The 13,920-nt window shown below is 33.8% G+C and carries 17 protein-coding genes; 11 read left to right on the top strand and 6 right to left on the bottom strand.

The genetic code is table 11. From position 1 onward, the window contains the following. Nucleotides 1-18 precede the first annotated feature (18 nt). The 3 genes from efp to msbA all read right to left on the bottom strand — a co-directional run bounded on the left by efp (nucleotide 19) and on the right by msbA (nucleotide 3,130). On the bottom strand, nucleotides 19-588 hold the full coding sequence (gene efp, locus BHU68_RS02355; protein ID WP_069469838.1) for an elongation factor P: 570 nt from the start codon (nucleotides 586-588) through the stop codon (nucleotides 19-21). A gap of 63 nt (nucleotides 589-651) precedes the next feature. Then, complete coding sequence (locus BHU68_RS02360) at nucleotides 652-1,413, bottom strand: PP2C family protein-serine/threonine phosphatase (protein WP_069469839.1); 762 nt, start codon at nucleotides 1,411-1,413, stop codon at nucleotides 652-654. Then, nucleotides 1,388-3,130 (bottom strand): lipid A export permease/ATP-binding protein MsbA, encoded by a 1,743-nt coding sequence (gene msbA, locus BHU68_RS02365; RefSeq protein ID WP_102135603.1) that lies wholly within the window; start codon nucleotides 3,128-3,130, stop codon nucleotides 1,388-1,390. The genes BHU68_RS02360 and msbA overlap by 26 nt, the downstream gene beginning before the upstream one ends. 42 nt (nucleotides 3,131-3,172) lie before the next feature. On the opposite strand from msbA, the gene BHU68_RS02370 reads away from it, so the two are divergent. From BHU68_RS02370 to BHU68_RS02380, 3 genes are read left to right on the top strand one after another with little or no spacing between them, the layout of a single operon-like run. Continuing rightward, nucleotides 3,173-4,828, top strand: a complete 1,656-nt coding sequence (locus BHU68_RS02370; RefSeq protein ID WP_216092632.1) for a DUF262 domain-containing protein — start codon at nucleotides 3,173-3,175, stop codon at nucleotides 4,826-4,828. A 16-nt stretch (nucleotides 4,829-4,844) separates the two neighbouring features. After that, nucleotides 4,845-5,831, top strand: coding sequence for a phytoene/squalene synthase family protein (locus BHU68_RS02375; RefSeq protein ID WP_069469840.1), 987 nt, complete (start codon nucleotides 4,845-4,847; stop codon nucleotides 5,829-5,831). A gap of 9 nt (nucleotides 5,832-5,840) precedes the next feature. Next, on the top strand, nucleotides 5,841-6,476 hold the full coding sequence (locus BHU68_RS02380) for a hypothetical protein (RefSeq protein ID WP_069469841.1): 636 nt from the start codon (nucleotides 5,841-5,843) through the stop codon (nucleotides 6,474-6,476). Between the two features lie 80 nt (nucleotides 6,477-6,556). On the opposite strand, the gene BHU68_RS02385 is transcribed toward BHU68_RS02380, so the two are convergent. After that, entirely contained in the window at nucleotides 6,557-7,189 is a 633-nt protein-coding gene (locus tag BHU68_RS02385; protein ID WP_069469842.1) for a hypothetical protein, read from the bottom strand. An 18-nt stretch (nucleotides 7,190-7,207) separates the two neighbouring features. Beyond that, nucleotides 7,208-7,801 carry a hypothetical protein gene (locus BHU68_RS02390; protein WP_069469843.1) on the bottom strand — a complete coding sequence of 198 codons (594 nt, stop codon included), beginning with the start codon at nucleotides 7,799-7,801 and terminating at the stop codon, nucleotides 7,208-7,210. Nucleotides 7,802-8,071: 270 nt separating this feature from the next. Between BHU68_RS02390 and ccmD the strand changes: the two genes are divergently transcribed. From ccmD to hisF, 8 genes are all read left to right on the top strand, one after another. Next, nucleotides 8,072-8,236: a heme exporter protein CcmD gene (gene ccmD / locus BHU68_RS02395; protein ID WP_253181005.1), complete on the top strand. Its 165-nt coding sequence runs from the start codon at nucleotides 8,072-8,074 to the stop codon at nucleotides 8,234-8,236. Then, nucleotides 8,208-8,657 (top strand): cytochrome c maturation protein CcmE, encoded by a 450-nt coding sequence (gene ccmE / locus BHU68_RS02400; RefSeq protein WP_253181006.1) that lies wholly within the window; start codon nucleotides 8,208-8,210, stop codon nucleotides 8,655-8,657. Before ccmD ends, ccmE begins: the two co-directional genes overlap by 29 nt. Nucleotides 8,658-8,663: 6 nt before the next feature. After that, nucleotides 8,664-10,574: a heme lyase CcmF/NrfE family subunit gene (locus BHU68_RS02405; protein WP_069469845.1), complete on the top strand. Its 1,911-nt coding sequence runs from the start codon at nucleotides 8,664-8,666 to the stop codon at nucleotides 10,572-10,574. After that, nucleotides 10,571-11,008, top strand: a complete 438-nt coding sequence (locus BHU68_RS02410) for a tetratricopeptide repeat protein (protein WP_069469846.1) — start codon at nucleotides 10,571-10,573, stop codon at nucleotides 11,006-11,008. The genes BHU68_RS02405 and BHU68_RS02410 overlap by 4 nt, the downstream gene beginning before the upstream one ends. Nucleotides 11,009-11,012: 4 nt before the next feature. Next, nucleotides 11,013-11,534 (top strand): DsbE family thiol:disulfide interchange protein, encoded by a 522-nt coding sequence (locus BHU68_RS02415; RefSeq protein ID WP_069469847.1) that lies wholly within the window; start codon nucleotides 11,013-11,015, stop codon nucleotides 11,532-11,534. Nucleotides 11,535-11,610: 76 nt separating this feature from the next. After that, nucleotides 11,611-12,126, top strand: coding sequence for an RNA pyrophosphohydrolase (locus BHU68_RS02420; RefSeq protein WP_069469848.1), 516 nt, complete (start codon nucleotides 11,611-11,613; stop codon nucleotides 12,124-12,126). 12 nt (nucleotides 12,127-12,138) lie between these two features. After that, complete coding sequence (hisA, locus tag BHU68_RS02425) at nucleotides 12,139-12,873, top strand: 1-(5-phosphoribosyl)-5-[(5-phosphoribosylamino)methylideneamino]imidazole-4-carboxamide isomerase (protein ID WP_069469849.1); 735 nt, start codon at nucleotides 12,139-12,141, stop codon at nucleotides 12,871-12,873. Continuing rightward, entirely contained in the window at nucleotides 12,864-13,625 is a 762-nt protein-coding gene (gene hisF, locus BHU68_RS02430; RefSeq protein WP_069469850.1) for an imidazole glycerol phosphate synthase subunit HisF, read from the top strand. The genes hisA and hisF overlap by 10 nt, the downstream gene beginning before the upstream one ends. Before the next feature lie 47 nt (nucleotides 13,626-13,672). On the opposite strand, the gene BHU68_RS17060 is transcribed toward hisF, so the two are convergent. Further along, on the bottom strand, nucleotides 13,673-13,920 hold a 248-nt coding region (locus BHU68_RS17060; RefSeq protein ID WP_216115500.1), incomplete at its 5' end, for a hypothetical protein.

Consider the following 13,920-nt stretch of genomic DNA (forward strand, 5'->3'; position numbering starts at 1 on the left):
GCTGAAACGCAGGATGTTTTATTCTTTAGCGCGTGATAAATATTCTCCAGTGCGTGTGTCAACTTTAATTAAGTCATCAATATTGATAAATAATGGCACTCGCACCACTGCACCTGTTTCTAAGGTTGCAGATTTAGTGCCGCCGCTGGATGTATCTCCACGTAAACCGGGATCAGTCTCTGTAATTTTTAAAACGACTGAATTAGGTGCCGTTACTAATAATGGTTGATTATTCCATAGAGTTACTACGCATTTTTCTTGACCTTTTAGCCATTTTTTGGCTTCACCTACAGCATTGTTATCAGCGGCATATTGTTCAAAGGTATCAGCAACCATAAAATGATAAAATTCATCATCATTATATAAGTATTCCATATCGGTTTCCATGACATCAGCGGCTTCTACGGAGTCACCTGATTTAAAAGTTCGTTCAATAACTCGCCCAGTTTTAAGATTACGAATTTTAACTCGATTAAATGCTTGACCCTTGCCCGGTTTGACAAATTCATTTTCTATAATAGAACAAGGATCACCGTCAAGCATTAGTTTTAATCCAGATTTAAATTCATTTGTATTATGAGTAGCCATTAAATAAAATTTCCTATTGTTAAAATTATATATGATACCTGAAATTTAATGATATTATAAATACTAGTTAAATAAAGTAGCAAAAAATCCTTTTTTCTGTGTTTGTGCCGCTATAATTGATATATTATCCCCTTCTGCACCACCATTTTCTAAAGCATCTGTTACTAGTTGTTCAATTCGTGGCTTTAGTGGTTTATTGGTTTCTTCTAAGCTGGTAGCTAGTTGTTCAGTTGTTATATGTTCCCAAAAACCATCTGTACATAATACTATGCTATCTCCGGGGTGTAATTTGGCTTCTCCAAAATCTGCTTCTATGTCTTCATCTTCTCCACCTAAGCCTTTGAGTAGGCAGCCTTGATCGGGATGTGTTGCCATTTCTTGTTCTTTTATACGCCCTAAATCATATAATAGTTGTACTATTGAATGATCTTTTGTGCGTTCTAGTAATTTGGTTCCACGAAAATGATATAGGCGGCTGTCTCCTAAATGTGCCCACCAGATGTATTGATCTTTTATATAAGCTAAAACGCAGGTGCTTCTTGGTGAAATATTATGTTGTTTACCTATTTTATTAATATTTTCATGTGCTTGTGCAATAAGGCTTTGTAAAAAATGTGGAATATATTGATCCGTAAATTGTTGCCAAGCTAGTTCTGCGGTTTTAATTACCATTTCTGATGCTAAACTACCGCCTTGATGCCCGCCCATACCGTCAGCAGCCACTAATAAATGTTGTTGATTATCAGGTGTTGAAAATGTGGCAATTCGATCTTGTTGTTCTTCTCTTCCACCTATATGATTATTGTATGCTATTTCCCAATTCATTTTTATATAAATTTGCGTAAATTCCGTTGTTTGTAATTAATTGGCTATGTGTGCCAATTTCAACAATACGACCATTTTCCATTACAATAATTCTATCTGCATTCACTATAGTTGATAAACGGTGAGCTATTATTAAAGTTGTACGCCCTTGTTTTAGTTGTTCTAATGATTGTTGAACTTGATATTCTGAATTATTATCTAAAGCGGCTGTTGCTTCGTCAAATATTAATATTGGTGCATCTTTTAATAAAGCGCGTGCTATTGCTAGACGTTGGCGTTGCCCACCTGATAATTTAACTCCTCTTTCACCAATTATTGTATCTAAGCCTTGTGGCATTTGTTCAATAAATTCTATTGCATAGGCAGATTTTGCAGCTTGGATAATTTGATCGCGCGAGGCTCCTGCCATTGCTCCATAAGCAATATTTGCCGCTACAGTATCATTGAATAATACTACTTCTTGGCTTACTAGGGCAATATTAGCCCGTAATGTGGCTAAGGATAATTGCTTAATATCAATATTATCTAATAACAAATTTCCCTTAGTAATGTTATAAAATCTAGGGATTAAATTGGCTATTGTGGTTTTACCGCTGCCTGATTTTCCTACAAATGCTATAGTTTCGCCTGCTTGAATATCTAAGCAAATTTGTTGTAATGCTGGTATTTTTTGGTCTTCATAGCTGAAAGTGATATTATCAAAAGTTAATTGACCATTAAATTTTTTAATTGATTCAGTTTTTGCTTGATCTGTTTCTGAAACTTGATCAATTAATGTAAATATACTTTGTGCTGCCGCTAATCCTTGTTGTAATTGTTCATTAATTTTGGTTAAGTGTTTTATAGGAGCAAATAACATTCCCATTGCGGTAAATAATGATACAAATGCACCTACAGTTATATTTTCAGATGCTGATTGTACGGCTGCTATATAAATTATAATGCCTAAAGCTGAGCCAGTAAGTAGTTGTACCACAAATACACTTAAACCTGATGTTAGTTGGGTTTTTACTTCTAAGTGTTGCACCTGATTAGAGGCTTTATGGAAACGTTGATGTTCATATTTCTGCCCGCCAAATACTTTGACCAGTTTATGCCCAATGATAGCTTCTTCCAACACTCTTGTCATTTGCCCCATCGCATCTTGCATGGAAGTATTCATATTTCTGAGTCGTTTACTAACAAAACGAATCACTAAAATCATCAGTGGCACAATCGAAAATACAATTAAGGATAATTTCCAATTGAGATAAAACATCCATGACAATAAGCCGATGACAATTAAAGTATCACGTATTAAGATTACTAAAGCATCAGTAGCCGCAGCCATAACTCGATTTACATCATAAGTAACTTTAGATAATAATACGCCGCTAGAAGTTTTATCAAATTCAGTGCTGGGTAATGTTAAAATTTTTTGAAACATTTCTCGGCGTAAATCCATCACTAAATGCGCCGCTATCCATTTCATACCAACACTACTAGCTAACATGGCTAAGCCTTTAACTACAATTAATAACATTAAAAATAATGGAATTAATTTTATAGTAGTTGGATCTTTTTCAACAAATCCGCCATCTAATAAGGGTTGAATTAAAGCGGCTAAAATTGGATCAGTTAATGCCATTATAATAATAGCGAAAATTGCTAAAGCAAAAATACGCCAATAGGGTATTACATAGTGTAATAGGCGTAAGTATAAGGATTTACTAGTCATGTATGTTACCATATCATAGTTTAATAATTGTAGCAAATTAAAATGTATAAGTTTATGCTAATGGAGCCAACTAATCAAACATTTCAAGAGCTTGTAGCTAATGGGATTAAATATACCATACCTAGATTTCAACGAGATTATGCTTGGGATCAGGAACAATGGGAGGATTTATGGGCTGATATAGAAACTCTAAAAGATGAACATTATCATTATATGGGTTATATCGTGTTGCAACAGAAAGGGCAATATGATTTTACAGTAATAGATGGTCAACAACGCTTGGTTACTTTGTCGCTAATCATATTGGCTGCAATGAGATCTATTCAAGATAATGATGAAAAAAATAAAGAACGATTGAGAGAAATAACAGCGCGTTTTATTGGTTCTAAAGATTTAGTCTCATTAAAAGTAAGCAGTAAGTTATCATTGAATCGCAATAATAATCGCTTCTATAGAGAAATTTGTTCTCTGTTAAAATCTCCTAATCCACGTGGATTGATTGCAAGCAATAAATTATTAAAAAACGCCTTTGAGTTTTTTTTGAGTAAATCAATTGGAATTACAGGTACTGAGATTGCAGCGTTTATTGAAAGATTAACTAGTGGTATGGTGTTTACCAAAATCGTAGTGCAGGATGATTTGAATGCTTATAAAATATTTGAAACCTTAAATTCAAGAGGAGTACAACTATCTATACCTGATTTATTAAAAAATCATATCTTTTCTATTATCACCACTAATGATGATATTATAGATGAAAGATTGGATGATTTAGATGAAGAATGGTCGGCTATTGTTTCACAAATAGGTGAAAATAACTTTACTTATTTTATTTATTGTCACCACAATTTTAAGAACAACTCAAGCAAAAAAGAACTTTTTATAGCACTCAGACAATTGATTAATACTCCTGAAGCTGCTTACGCATATTTACGTTCTTTAACAGAATACGCGCCGATTTATGCTTCTTTATTAAATCATCACGATGAATGGTGGGCAAGCCAAAAAGATGATTATCGTGCTGTGAGAAAATACTTAGAAGCTTTAAATTTATTCAATATCAAACAAGCTTTTATAGTTTTGATGGTAGCTTTTACAAAATTTTCCTGTAAAGAATTTATTAAATTAGCGAGATATATCTATGTTTTATCTATTCGATATAATGTAATTTGTCATAATTCACCTAATGAGCAAGAAAATCTCTATAAGCAAATAGCACAAAAGATTTTTAATAAAGACTATGCTAGAGCCAGCCATGTTAAAAATGGTGAAGAATTTAGAAAATTGTATCCCGAAAACAATGCGTTTTTTAACGCTTTTGAATTTCATAAAATACCAAGCCGTCAATATTCCAAGAAAATAAGATTTTTATTAGCAGAAATTGAAACTTATTTAGATCATAAAGTCGATTATACAAAAACCAGCTTAGAGCATATTTGCCCTTATCATCCTGAACAAACTTGGTATGAGTATTTTGGAGAAGGTGTAAAGGATATAAAAGATAGATTAGGAAATATGGTTTTACTTGGTAAAGATGAACTAAAACGATCATCTTTTAAAGATAAAACAGACTTTTACTTAAACACACCGTTTGCCCTAGCTAAAAAAATTGCAGAATATAAAGAATGGAACTTGCAAAATTTAAATGATTACCAAGCATGGCTTGCAGAACAAGCTGTTAATACATGGAGGCTATAAGTAGCAAATTAAAAAAATGGATGAAATAAGCTATCAATATAAAATTTTAAATTCAGTATCTCGTACCTTCGCGCTGACAATTCCACAATTACCAGCACAATTATGTGAAATAGTGGCTAATGCTTATTTATTATGTCGAATTGTCGATACTATAGAAGATGAACCGAATTTAACAGCGGCTCAAAAACAAGAGTTTTCTAAAACCTTTGTTCAAGTGATTGAAGCTAAAGCTGATCCCAAGTTATTAAGTAAGAAGTTACATCCTTACCTTTCTAGTTATACATTAGAAGCTGAAAAAGAATTAATATTTAATATTCCGATAATTATTTCTATTACTCATAAATTTAGCGTTTCACAACAAGGCTATTTATATAATTGTGTAAATATAATGTCAAAAGGCATGAATAAATTCCAACAACAGTCTGGTATAAATAATTTATCGGAAATGGAGCAATATTGCTATTATGTAGCAGGTGTAGTTGGAGAAATGCTTACAGATTTATTTTGTGATTATTCACCAGAAATAGCTAAACATCAAACTCGTTTAAAAGAATTAGCACCATCTTTTGGGCAAGGATTACAAATGACTAATATATTAAAGGATATTTGGGAAGATAAACAAAGAGGAATTTGTTGGCTACCACAAGATATATTTACTGAAACTGGATTTGAGCTTAAAAATTTATCAGATCAGCAATATGATCCTGCATTTGGTCAAGGTTTAGCCAAATTAATAGTAATTGCTAATAATAAATTAAAACAAGCTTTAGATTATATCTTACTAATTCCAAAGCAAGAAAAGGGTATTAGACGTTTTTGTTTATGGGCATTAGGAATGGCAATTTTAACTTTAAAGCGTATAAATAAACAGCCTAACTTTACTTGTAGCCAACAAGTCAAAATATCGCGTAACAGCGTTAAAATGACTATACTTATAAGCAATATGCTAACTTGTAATGATAGAAGTTTACGAATAATATTTCGTCTATTAACTATAAAGTGATAATGTAAAATGGTATTTAGTAATTTTAAAAGTGAAATCGAGGTGGCAAAAAGGTTTAGGCTTAAAACAGATACTGAACCTTTTGTCAAAACATTAGCTCTCAAAAATATACCAAATTACAAATTTGAGGAAATACAAGAAAACTTCAAGGATCCTTTAAGTTTTCTATCAGAGTCAGCTACCTGTGAAGATATTATCAAACCTATATTAAAGGTTCTTGATAAGTGTTATCCTAATTTTCGCGTTTGGTCACATGTGAGCTATAATGTTGATCCTGATAATGGTCTTTCTGGTATTCCAGACTTTCTAGTAGCACCTACAACTAATATACGCGGTGAATTTGGCATTCCTCCTATCTGTGTGGTAGAAGCTAAAAAGGCTGATTGGGATCAAGGTTGGGCACAAGCACTAGCCGAAATGTATGCTGCATCAACACAAGGTGCGACAATGTGTTATGCAATAGTTACCACTGGTGAAGAGTGGCAATTTGGTAAGTTTGATCGAGAAAAACTGTTGTTTATAAAACAGTTGAATAAGATCTCAGTTTTAGATGATAATGATGAGCCTAGTAATTTACAGAAATTATTTGATAGCTTAAACTGGCTGTTTGATCAAGCTAATAAGGTTGAAATTATTAGAAATTAATCATGATTGGTTACAAGCCCCAAGACCTGACAGGTTTTAAAAACCTGTCAGGTCTAAAACCCGACTTGCCCCTAATATGTTTAAATACAACTATCCACTTCTATCATTTCATCAATATGAAAAATAGGGTAGTTTGGATGCCGCTGTTTCATTATGACATCTTTGTAGTATTTTGGTTTTCCTTCTGTAGCCACATCTCCAATTGTCGCTTTTGTTGATGTTAACAAGCAAGGTATATTAACTTCTCTAGTTTTATAATTATAGCTTATATAAGCACTTGTATCTTCACCGCTAAATTTTCCTATAAAATTTAAACTCCACGGTATGAGTTCAAATACTAGTTTAGCTTTTTCTTCTAATTTGGCTGTAAAAATACCTTTTTCTCCTGTTTCTTTACCGCTGAATTCATTTATAAATGGTACTAAAATGTTTTCTAGGCTCAGAGTCTTAGATTCGTAAATGGCTTGCGATTTTTTAGGTTTAGGAGTTTTAGGTGGTGATATTTTTTTTGCCTGATTCCAAAATCCTATTATGACTTGTGGTGCAGATTTGGTGGAGACAAATGCTTGTCCAATGGTATATCGAAGGGTATTGCTACCTATTTTGATGTTACCTCCTGCTGCTGATATTACTTGACGATCTAGTGTTTCTGCATGGAGGGTGGAATTTACTATAAATAATAGTATTATGAATAGTATATGTATATTTAGCATAATATTGATTATTCAGTATTATTTACAACAAACTTTTAAATGAAGTTCACCTGTCCATTGTCCATATTGTCCACAACCACCATGACAATTAATACTGCTATCCCCAAATTTAGATTCTTTAATATAATTGGAATTTCCAGAATAGAGTCTTATAGCTCTCATATAAGCAGAATTTCCTGTAAAACCTTTTGGACATGATCCGCCAGCTTGTAATATACAATAATTTCCTTGTGGCCAATTATTGGTCTCTACTGTCTTAGCATGAAAAGCATAAGGAACACTAGACAACTCGACTCTCTGTGAACTACCATTTTCAAATGTAATTTCTAACCATTTAGGAGCCTTACTAAAATCAATATTACTTCCAAATGCTGTTTCACTACCTAATTGCACACTAAAAACACCATTATTTACTGGGACATTATTATGTTCTTCATTCCAATCTGTATCAACAATAGAAAAAGTAATATCAGTAGTGCCATTAACAGCATTACCAGAATCATCAGATAAATAGCCCTGAAAACTAATAGTGTTCGGTACATCAGCGTAGGCTAAATAAGGTATTGCAGCTATTAATGTTACTAATAAGTATTTATTTATAATGTGTTTCATATAGAGAATATTCCTCATAAATTATTGAAGAAATTATATTATCATAGTAAATAACTTGAGGTCAAGACCAAGGACTAAATTTCGCTCACAGCCGTTTTTTTTAGTGTTAAACCATAATTTAAAATAATCATATACATTATATATTAATAATATATAATTATTGTAGAGTCGGTGATAACTGACCATTTAACTTATTATTTATGATAAGGTACTTATTAAGGTTAATTTTAAAAAAAATAATTGAATACAATGATAAATGAATTCTTTTACATGAGCGGTTACGCTTTTTATGTATGGACTAGCTATGGTTTAGCGTTTCTGGTTTTATTGCTTAATTTTATTATCCCTTTAAAACATGAACGTAAATTGTTATATACATTAGCTCGCAAATCAAAGAGACAAAATCGTGATAATCACTATAAACAAAAAGCATAAGAAACGCTTAATTCTGATTTTTATTATGTTAATTGGTATCAGTGCCGCTGTTGCTTTGGCTGTTACCGCTTTTCGTGAAAATATGTTATATTTTTTTAGCCCTTCTCAAGTAATGGCTGGTGAAGCTCCAACTACTCGTTCTATTCGTTTAGGTGGTATGGTAAGTAAAGGCAGTGTTCAACGAGCTAGTGATAGTTTGTTAATTAAATTTAGTGTCACTGATTATAAGCATACAGTTAAAGTTGAATATACTGGCATCTTACCTGACTTATTTCGTGAAGGGCAAGGCATTGTAGCAATTGGAACAATGCGAACAGATGGTACTTTCTTAGCCGATGAAGTTTTGGCTAAACATGATGAAAATTATATGCCTCCTGAAGTAGCTGATGCTTTAGAAAAGGCTAAAAAAACGGAGAACTAATATTATATGATTCCTGAAATTGGAAATTTTGCCTTAATTTTGGCATTATCTTTGGCTTTAGTCCAAACTATTTTCCCATTAATTGGGGCAGCACGAACTATTCCTAACTGGATGGCTGTCGCACGCCCGGCAGCGGTTGGACAGTTATTTTTTATGAGCATTGCTTTTGGCTGTTTGATTTATGCTTTTGTTTATAATGATTTTTCTGTCATTTATGTAGCCACTAATTCTAATACTGCTTTACCATTGGCTTATCGTATTTCAGCGGTTTGGGGTGGGCATGAAGGTTCATTATTATTATGGACTTTGATATTATGTTTTTGGACAGTTGCAGTTGTCATTGGTAGTCGCCGCTTGCCAGAAACTATGGCTGTGCGAGTCATTGCAGTAATGGGTTTTGTGAGTGTTGGCTTTTTATTGTTTATGTTATTGACTTCTAACCCATTTGATCGTTTTGCAGAAATTGCACTTATTCCTCAAGATGGGCGCGATCTTAATCCTTTATTGCAAGATCTCGGTTTGATAATTCATCCCCCTATGTTGTATATGGGTTATGTTGGATTTTCGGTAGCATTTAGTTTTGCTATAGCGGCACTTTTAGGCGGCAAACTTGATAGTGCTTGGGTTAGATGGTCACGCCCTTGGACTTTGATAGCTTGGGTATTCCTTACTTTTGGAATTGTTTTAGGTAGTTGGTGGGCTTATTATGAACTCGGCTGGGGCGGCTGGTGGTTTTGGGATCCAGTTGAAAATGCTTCATTTATGCCTTGGTTAGTTGGCACAGCTTTAATTCACTCACTCGCAGTAACAGAAAAACGTGGTGCATTTAAAAATTGGAGCGTTTTATTAGCCATTATCGCTTTTTCACTTAGCTTATTAGGGACTTTCTTAGTTCGTTCTGGAGTTTTGACTTCTGTACATGCTTTTGCTACTGATCCTGAACGCGGTATATTTATACTTGCATTTTTAACTGTGGTAATAGGTATATCTTTATTACTTTACGCTTGGCGGGCACCAAAAGTCGGTCTTGGTGGTTCTTTTGACTTGGTTTCAAAAGAAACTTTATTGCTATTTAATAATATTTTATTCGTAGTTGCCGCTGCCGCTGTATTGTTAGGAACTTTATATCCATTATTTATGGATGCTTTAGGTATGGGCAAAATTTCAGTAGGACCTCCATATTTTTCAGTGGTATTCTTTTGGATTATGGCTCCATTAATATTTTTGTTAGGAATTGGTCCGATGGCTGGCTGGAAAACCGCTAAAAATTTAATGAGCCGTTTATGGGTAACATTTGTATTAAGTTTAGCCATAGCTTGTATGATTCCGTTTATGCTGAACATTAATTTCGCTATTGTGCCCGGTATAGCAGCAGCGGCTTGGATTATTTTTACTAGTGTGCAAAATGTGGTTTCTAAATTTGGTCGCAAAATGCCACGTAGTTTTTATGGAATGACTGTGGCTCATATTGGAATGGCTGTATTTATTGTTGGTGTTACAGTGTCTAATACTTTTAGTGTTGAAAAAGATGTTCGTATGGAGCCATATAAACCTTTAGAATTAGCCGGTTATCACTTTGCTTTTGAAGGTATCACTCCTTATAATGGACCAAATTATAAAGCGGATCAAGCTAATATTAAAGTCTTTAAAGATGATGAACTGATCGCAGAATTGCAGCCACAAAAGAGATTATATTCTGTGCAAAAAATGCCTATGACTGAAGCGGCAATTGATTGGGGTTTTACTCGTGATATTTATGTTGCCTTAGGTGAACCATTAGGTAATGATGGTGCGTGGAGTATAAGAATATATTATAAACCTTTTATACGCTGGATTTGGTTTGGTGGATTATTAATGGTATTGGGTGGATTGTTATCTGCTACTGATAAACGTTATCGTATTAAAGATCTGACATGAAAAAAATATTGCTAATCATTTTACCCTTAATTGGGTTATTAGCTGTAGGGACATATTTGTTTCCTAGTAATAATGCTGATCATAATTTTAAACGTGCTATGGATTATTATGATCAGGAACAGTTTGTAAAAGCAACTAAATATTTAAAAAAGGCGGCATTACAAGGACATATTAAGGCACAGAATAACCTTGGTACTATGTATATAGAAGGTCTAGGAGTGGAACAAAATTTTACAGAAGCGGCAAATTGGTATCGTAAATCGGCTGAACAAAATAATGTCGATGCTCAATTTAATTTAGCGGCAATGTATAAAAAAGGAGAAGGAGTTGAGAAGGATATTACACAAGCAATTTATTGGTTGCGCAAAGCAGCCGATCAAGGTGATAAGTATGCCAAAGATGCTTTAGCAGAATTAGAACCAACTAAGGAATAATAGAATGTTACGTTATATATTACCTTTTATATTATTTGTAGTAATTGGAGTGTTTTTATACAAAGGATTAAGCTTAAATCCTCGCGATTTAGGTTCGGCTCTAATTGATAAACCTGCGCCTAGTTTTAGTTTGCCGCTAATGGATGATATGACTCAAACTGTTAGCGAAAAAGACTTTTTGGGTAAAGTATCAATATTAAATGTATGGGCATCTTGGTGTGGAACTTGTCGTTATGAACATCCTTTATTGATGCAATTACAACAACAAGGTTATATTATTTATGGCTTGGTTTATAAAGATAAGTTAGCGGATGCTAAACAAGTATTAGCGCGTACTGGAAATCCTTATGAAGCCAATGCTTTTGATGAAAAGGGAACTGTGGGTATGGATTGGGGAGTTACAGGTACTCCTGAAACTTTTATTATTGATAAACAAGGGATTGTACGTATGAAGCATGTTGGACAAATAACTGTTGATGTATGGCGAAATAAGTTTTTGCCTTTGATCAATAAGTTGGATAAATAAAAATAGCACTTGTCATAACACTATAATTGATCATATCATAATATCCATAATAATCAATGAACGGTTTGAGGATTTTATGATTGATACAGATGGCTATAGAATGAATGTGGGTATTATTTTAGTTAATAATAAGAGACAAGTGTTATGGGCTAAGCGTGTTGGGCAAGAGGCTTGGCAGTTTCCACAAGGTGGTATTAAGGCACATGAAACTTCAAAATGTGCCTTATTTCGTGAATTATACGAAGAATTAGGTTTAAAATGTCAGCAAGTACAAGTTTTAGGTGCTACTAATGGATGGTTGCGTTATCGGTTGCCACATAATTTGATACGTTATTATCAATATCCTTTATGTATAGGTCAAAAACAAGTATGGTATTTATTACATTTATTAGATAATGAAAATTCTATTCGTTTTGATAGATGTGATAATCCAGAGTTTGATAGTTGGTTATGGGTTGATTATTGGCAGCCGCTTAATGAAGTTATTGCATTTAAAAAACAAGTTTATAAAAATGCTTTAACTGAACTTCAGCCTCTAGTCAAATCTTGTAAAAATAGAAAACGTCGCTTAACTTATAAATTATCGGTTTAAGGAGCAAAAAAAATGTTAATCATACCCGCCATAGATCTTAAAGATGGTCAATGTGTGCGGCTTAAACAGGGTAGAATGGAAGATGATACTGTATTTTCTAACGATCCTGTGGCTATGGCAGAACGTTGGGTTAAAGCAGGTGCGCGTCGCCTTCATATTGTTGATTTAAATGGGGCTTTTGCTGGGGAACCAGTAAATGCCGATATTGTTCATGAGATTGCTAAAACTTTTCCTGAGATTCCAATACAAATTGGTGGTGGTATTCGCGATGAGAAAACAATAGATGCTTATCTTAGTGCTGGAGTCAAGTATGTGATTATTGGCACTAAGGCAGTTCAAGCTCCTCATTTTGTTACTGAAATGTGTTTGTCATTTCCAGAGCATATTATTGTTGGTTTAGATGCTCGTGATGGTAAAGTTGCTACTGATGGTTGGTCTAAGTTATCTCATCATGATGTAATTGATATGGCTCAAAGTTTTGAGAAAGATGGAGTTGAGTCTATTATATATACTGATATTAGTCGTGATGGTATGATGCAGGGTTTGAATGTTGAATCAACAGTAAAATTAGCTCAATCTATTAGTATTCCGGTTATTGCTTCTGGTGGTATTACTAATATAGACGATATAAAAGAATTATGTAAAGTAGAACAAGAAGGTATTATTGGTGCTATTACCGGGCGTGCTATTTATGATGGCAGTTTAAATTTTACTAAGGCACAAGAGTTAGCAGATAAATGGGTTTAGCAAAACGTATAATTCCTTGCTTGGATGTTGATGCTGGCAGGGTAGTGAAGGGTGTTAATTTTGTAGATATTCGCGATGCAGGTGATCCAGTGGAAGTTGCTAAGCGTTATGATCTACAAGGTGCTGATGAGTTGACTTTTTTGGATATTACTGCTAGTTCTGATGATCGCGAGACTATAGTGCATGTTGTAGAGCAAGTGGCTAGTGAAGTATTTATTCCTTTGACAGTTGGTGGTGGTATTCGTAAATTGGCTGATATTAGAACAATGTTGAATGCTGGTGCTGATAAAATTGCGATTAATACAGCCGCTGTTTTTAATCCTGAATTTGTTAAAGAGGCTAGCGATCATTTTGGTTCACAGTGTATTGTGGTTGCAATTGATGCTAAGCAAGTTAGTGAACAAAAATGGGAAATTTTTACTCATGGTGGGCGTAAAGCTACGGGCTTAGATGCAATCGAATGGGCACAAAAAATGGTAAATTTTGGTGCCGGCGAATTGCTAGTTACCAGTATGGATAGAGATGGTACTCGCAATGGTTTTGATTTAGATTTGACGCGCAGTATTAGTGAAGCTGTTAATGTTCCAGTGATTGCATCAGGAGGTGTAGGTAATTTAGATCACCTTGCTGATGGTGTAATTGACGGCAAAGCAGATGCTGTGCTAGCGGCAAGTATTTTTCATTTTGGTGAATATACTATTGCTGAGGCTAAAGACAAAATGGCTGGGCGTGGTATTGAAGTTAGAATTTGATTTATGTTAAATTATCTCTTTTTTAGAGATAATTTTGCCTTTATATATTACAAGCAAATAAGCTCAATTTTCTTTCCTTGTTCTTCTATCCATTCTCGTTTTCCCACTGCATCCCAATCTTCAATTCCATTACGATTAAAAATTATCAACCAACCACTATCTAAACTAAGCCGCCGCAAATAATCAACAAGCTGTGTTTTACCATCATTTAAAGCATTTTTACTACTTAATTTCAGTTCAAAAGCAAAACGTTCACCAGCAAAATCAATACATAAATCTAATCGCTTTAAACCAG

It is taken from the genome of Candidatus Marithrix sp. Canyon 246, assembly GCF_001723685.1.
Lineage (GTDB): Bacteria > Pseudomonadota > Gammaproteobacteria > Beggiatoales > Beggiatoaceae > Marithrix.

Excerpts from the sequence above, each read along its gene's own strand:
- efp (WP_069469838.1), bottom strand. The coding sequence starts at position 588 with ATGGCTACTCATAATACAAATGAATTTAAATCTGGATTAAAACTAATG.
- BHU68_RS02360 (WP_069469839.1), bottom strand. The coding sequence starts at position 1,413 with ATGAATTGGGAAATAGCATACAATAATCATATAGGTGGAAGAGAAGAA.
- msbA (WP_102135603.1), bottom strand. The coding sequence starts at position 3,130 with ATGACTAGTAAATCCTTATACTTACGCCTATTACACTATGTAATACCC.
- BHU68_RS02370 (WP_216092632.1), top strand. The coding sequence starts at position 3,173 with ATGTATAAGTTTATGCTAATGGAGCCAACTAATCAAACATTTCAAGAG.
- BHU68_RS02375 (WP_069469840.1), top strand. The coding sequence starts at position 4,845 with ATGGATGAAATAAGCTATCAATATAAAATTTTAAATTCAGTATCTCGT.
- BHU68_RS02380 (WP_069469841.1), top strand. The coding sequence starts at position 5,841 with ATGGTATTTAGTAATTTTAAAAGTGAAATCGAGGTGGCAAAAAGGTTT.
- BHU68_RS02385 (WP_069469842.1), bottom strand. The coding sequence starts at position 7,189 with ATGCTAAATATACATATACTATTCATAATACTATTATTTATAGTAAAT.
- BHU68_RS02390 (WP_069469843.1), bottom strand. The coding sequence starts at position 7,801 with ATGAAACACATTATAAATAAATACTTATTAGTAACATTAATAGCTGCA.
- ccmD (WP_253181005.1), top strand. The coding sequence starts at position 8,072 with ATGAGCGGTTACGCTTTTTATGTATGGACTAGCTATGGTTTAGCGTTT.
- BHU68_RS02405 (WP_069469845.1), top strand. The coding sequence starts at position 8,664 with ATGATTCCTGAAATTGGAAATTTTGCCTTAATTTTGGCATTATCTTTG.
- BHU68_RS02410 (WP_069469846.1), top strand. The coding sequence starts at position 10,571 with ATGAAAAAAATATTGCTAATCATTTTACCCTTAATTGGGTTATTAGCT.
- BHU68_RS02415 (WP_069469847.1), top strand. The coding sequence starts at position 11,013 with ATGTTACGTTATATATTACCTTTTATATTATTTGTAGTAATTGGAGTG.
- BHU68_RS02420 (WP_069469848.1), top strand. The coding sequence starts at position 11,611 with ATGATTGATACAGATGGCTATAGAATGAATGTGGGTATTATTTTAGTT.
- hisA (WP_069469849.1), top strand. The coding sequence starts at position 12,139 with ATGTTAATCATACCCGCCATAGATCTTAAAGATGGTCAATGTGTGCGG.
- hisF (WP_069469850.1), top strand. The coding sequence starts at position 12,864 with ATGGGTTTAGCAAAACGTATAATTCCTTGCTTGGATGTTGATGCTGGC.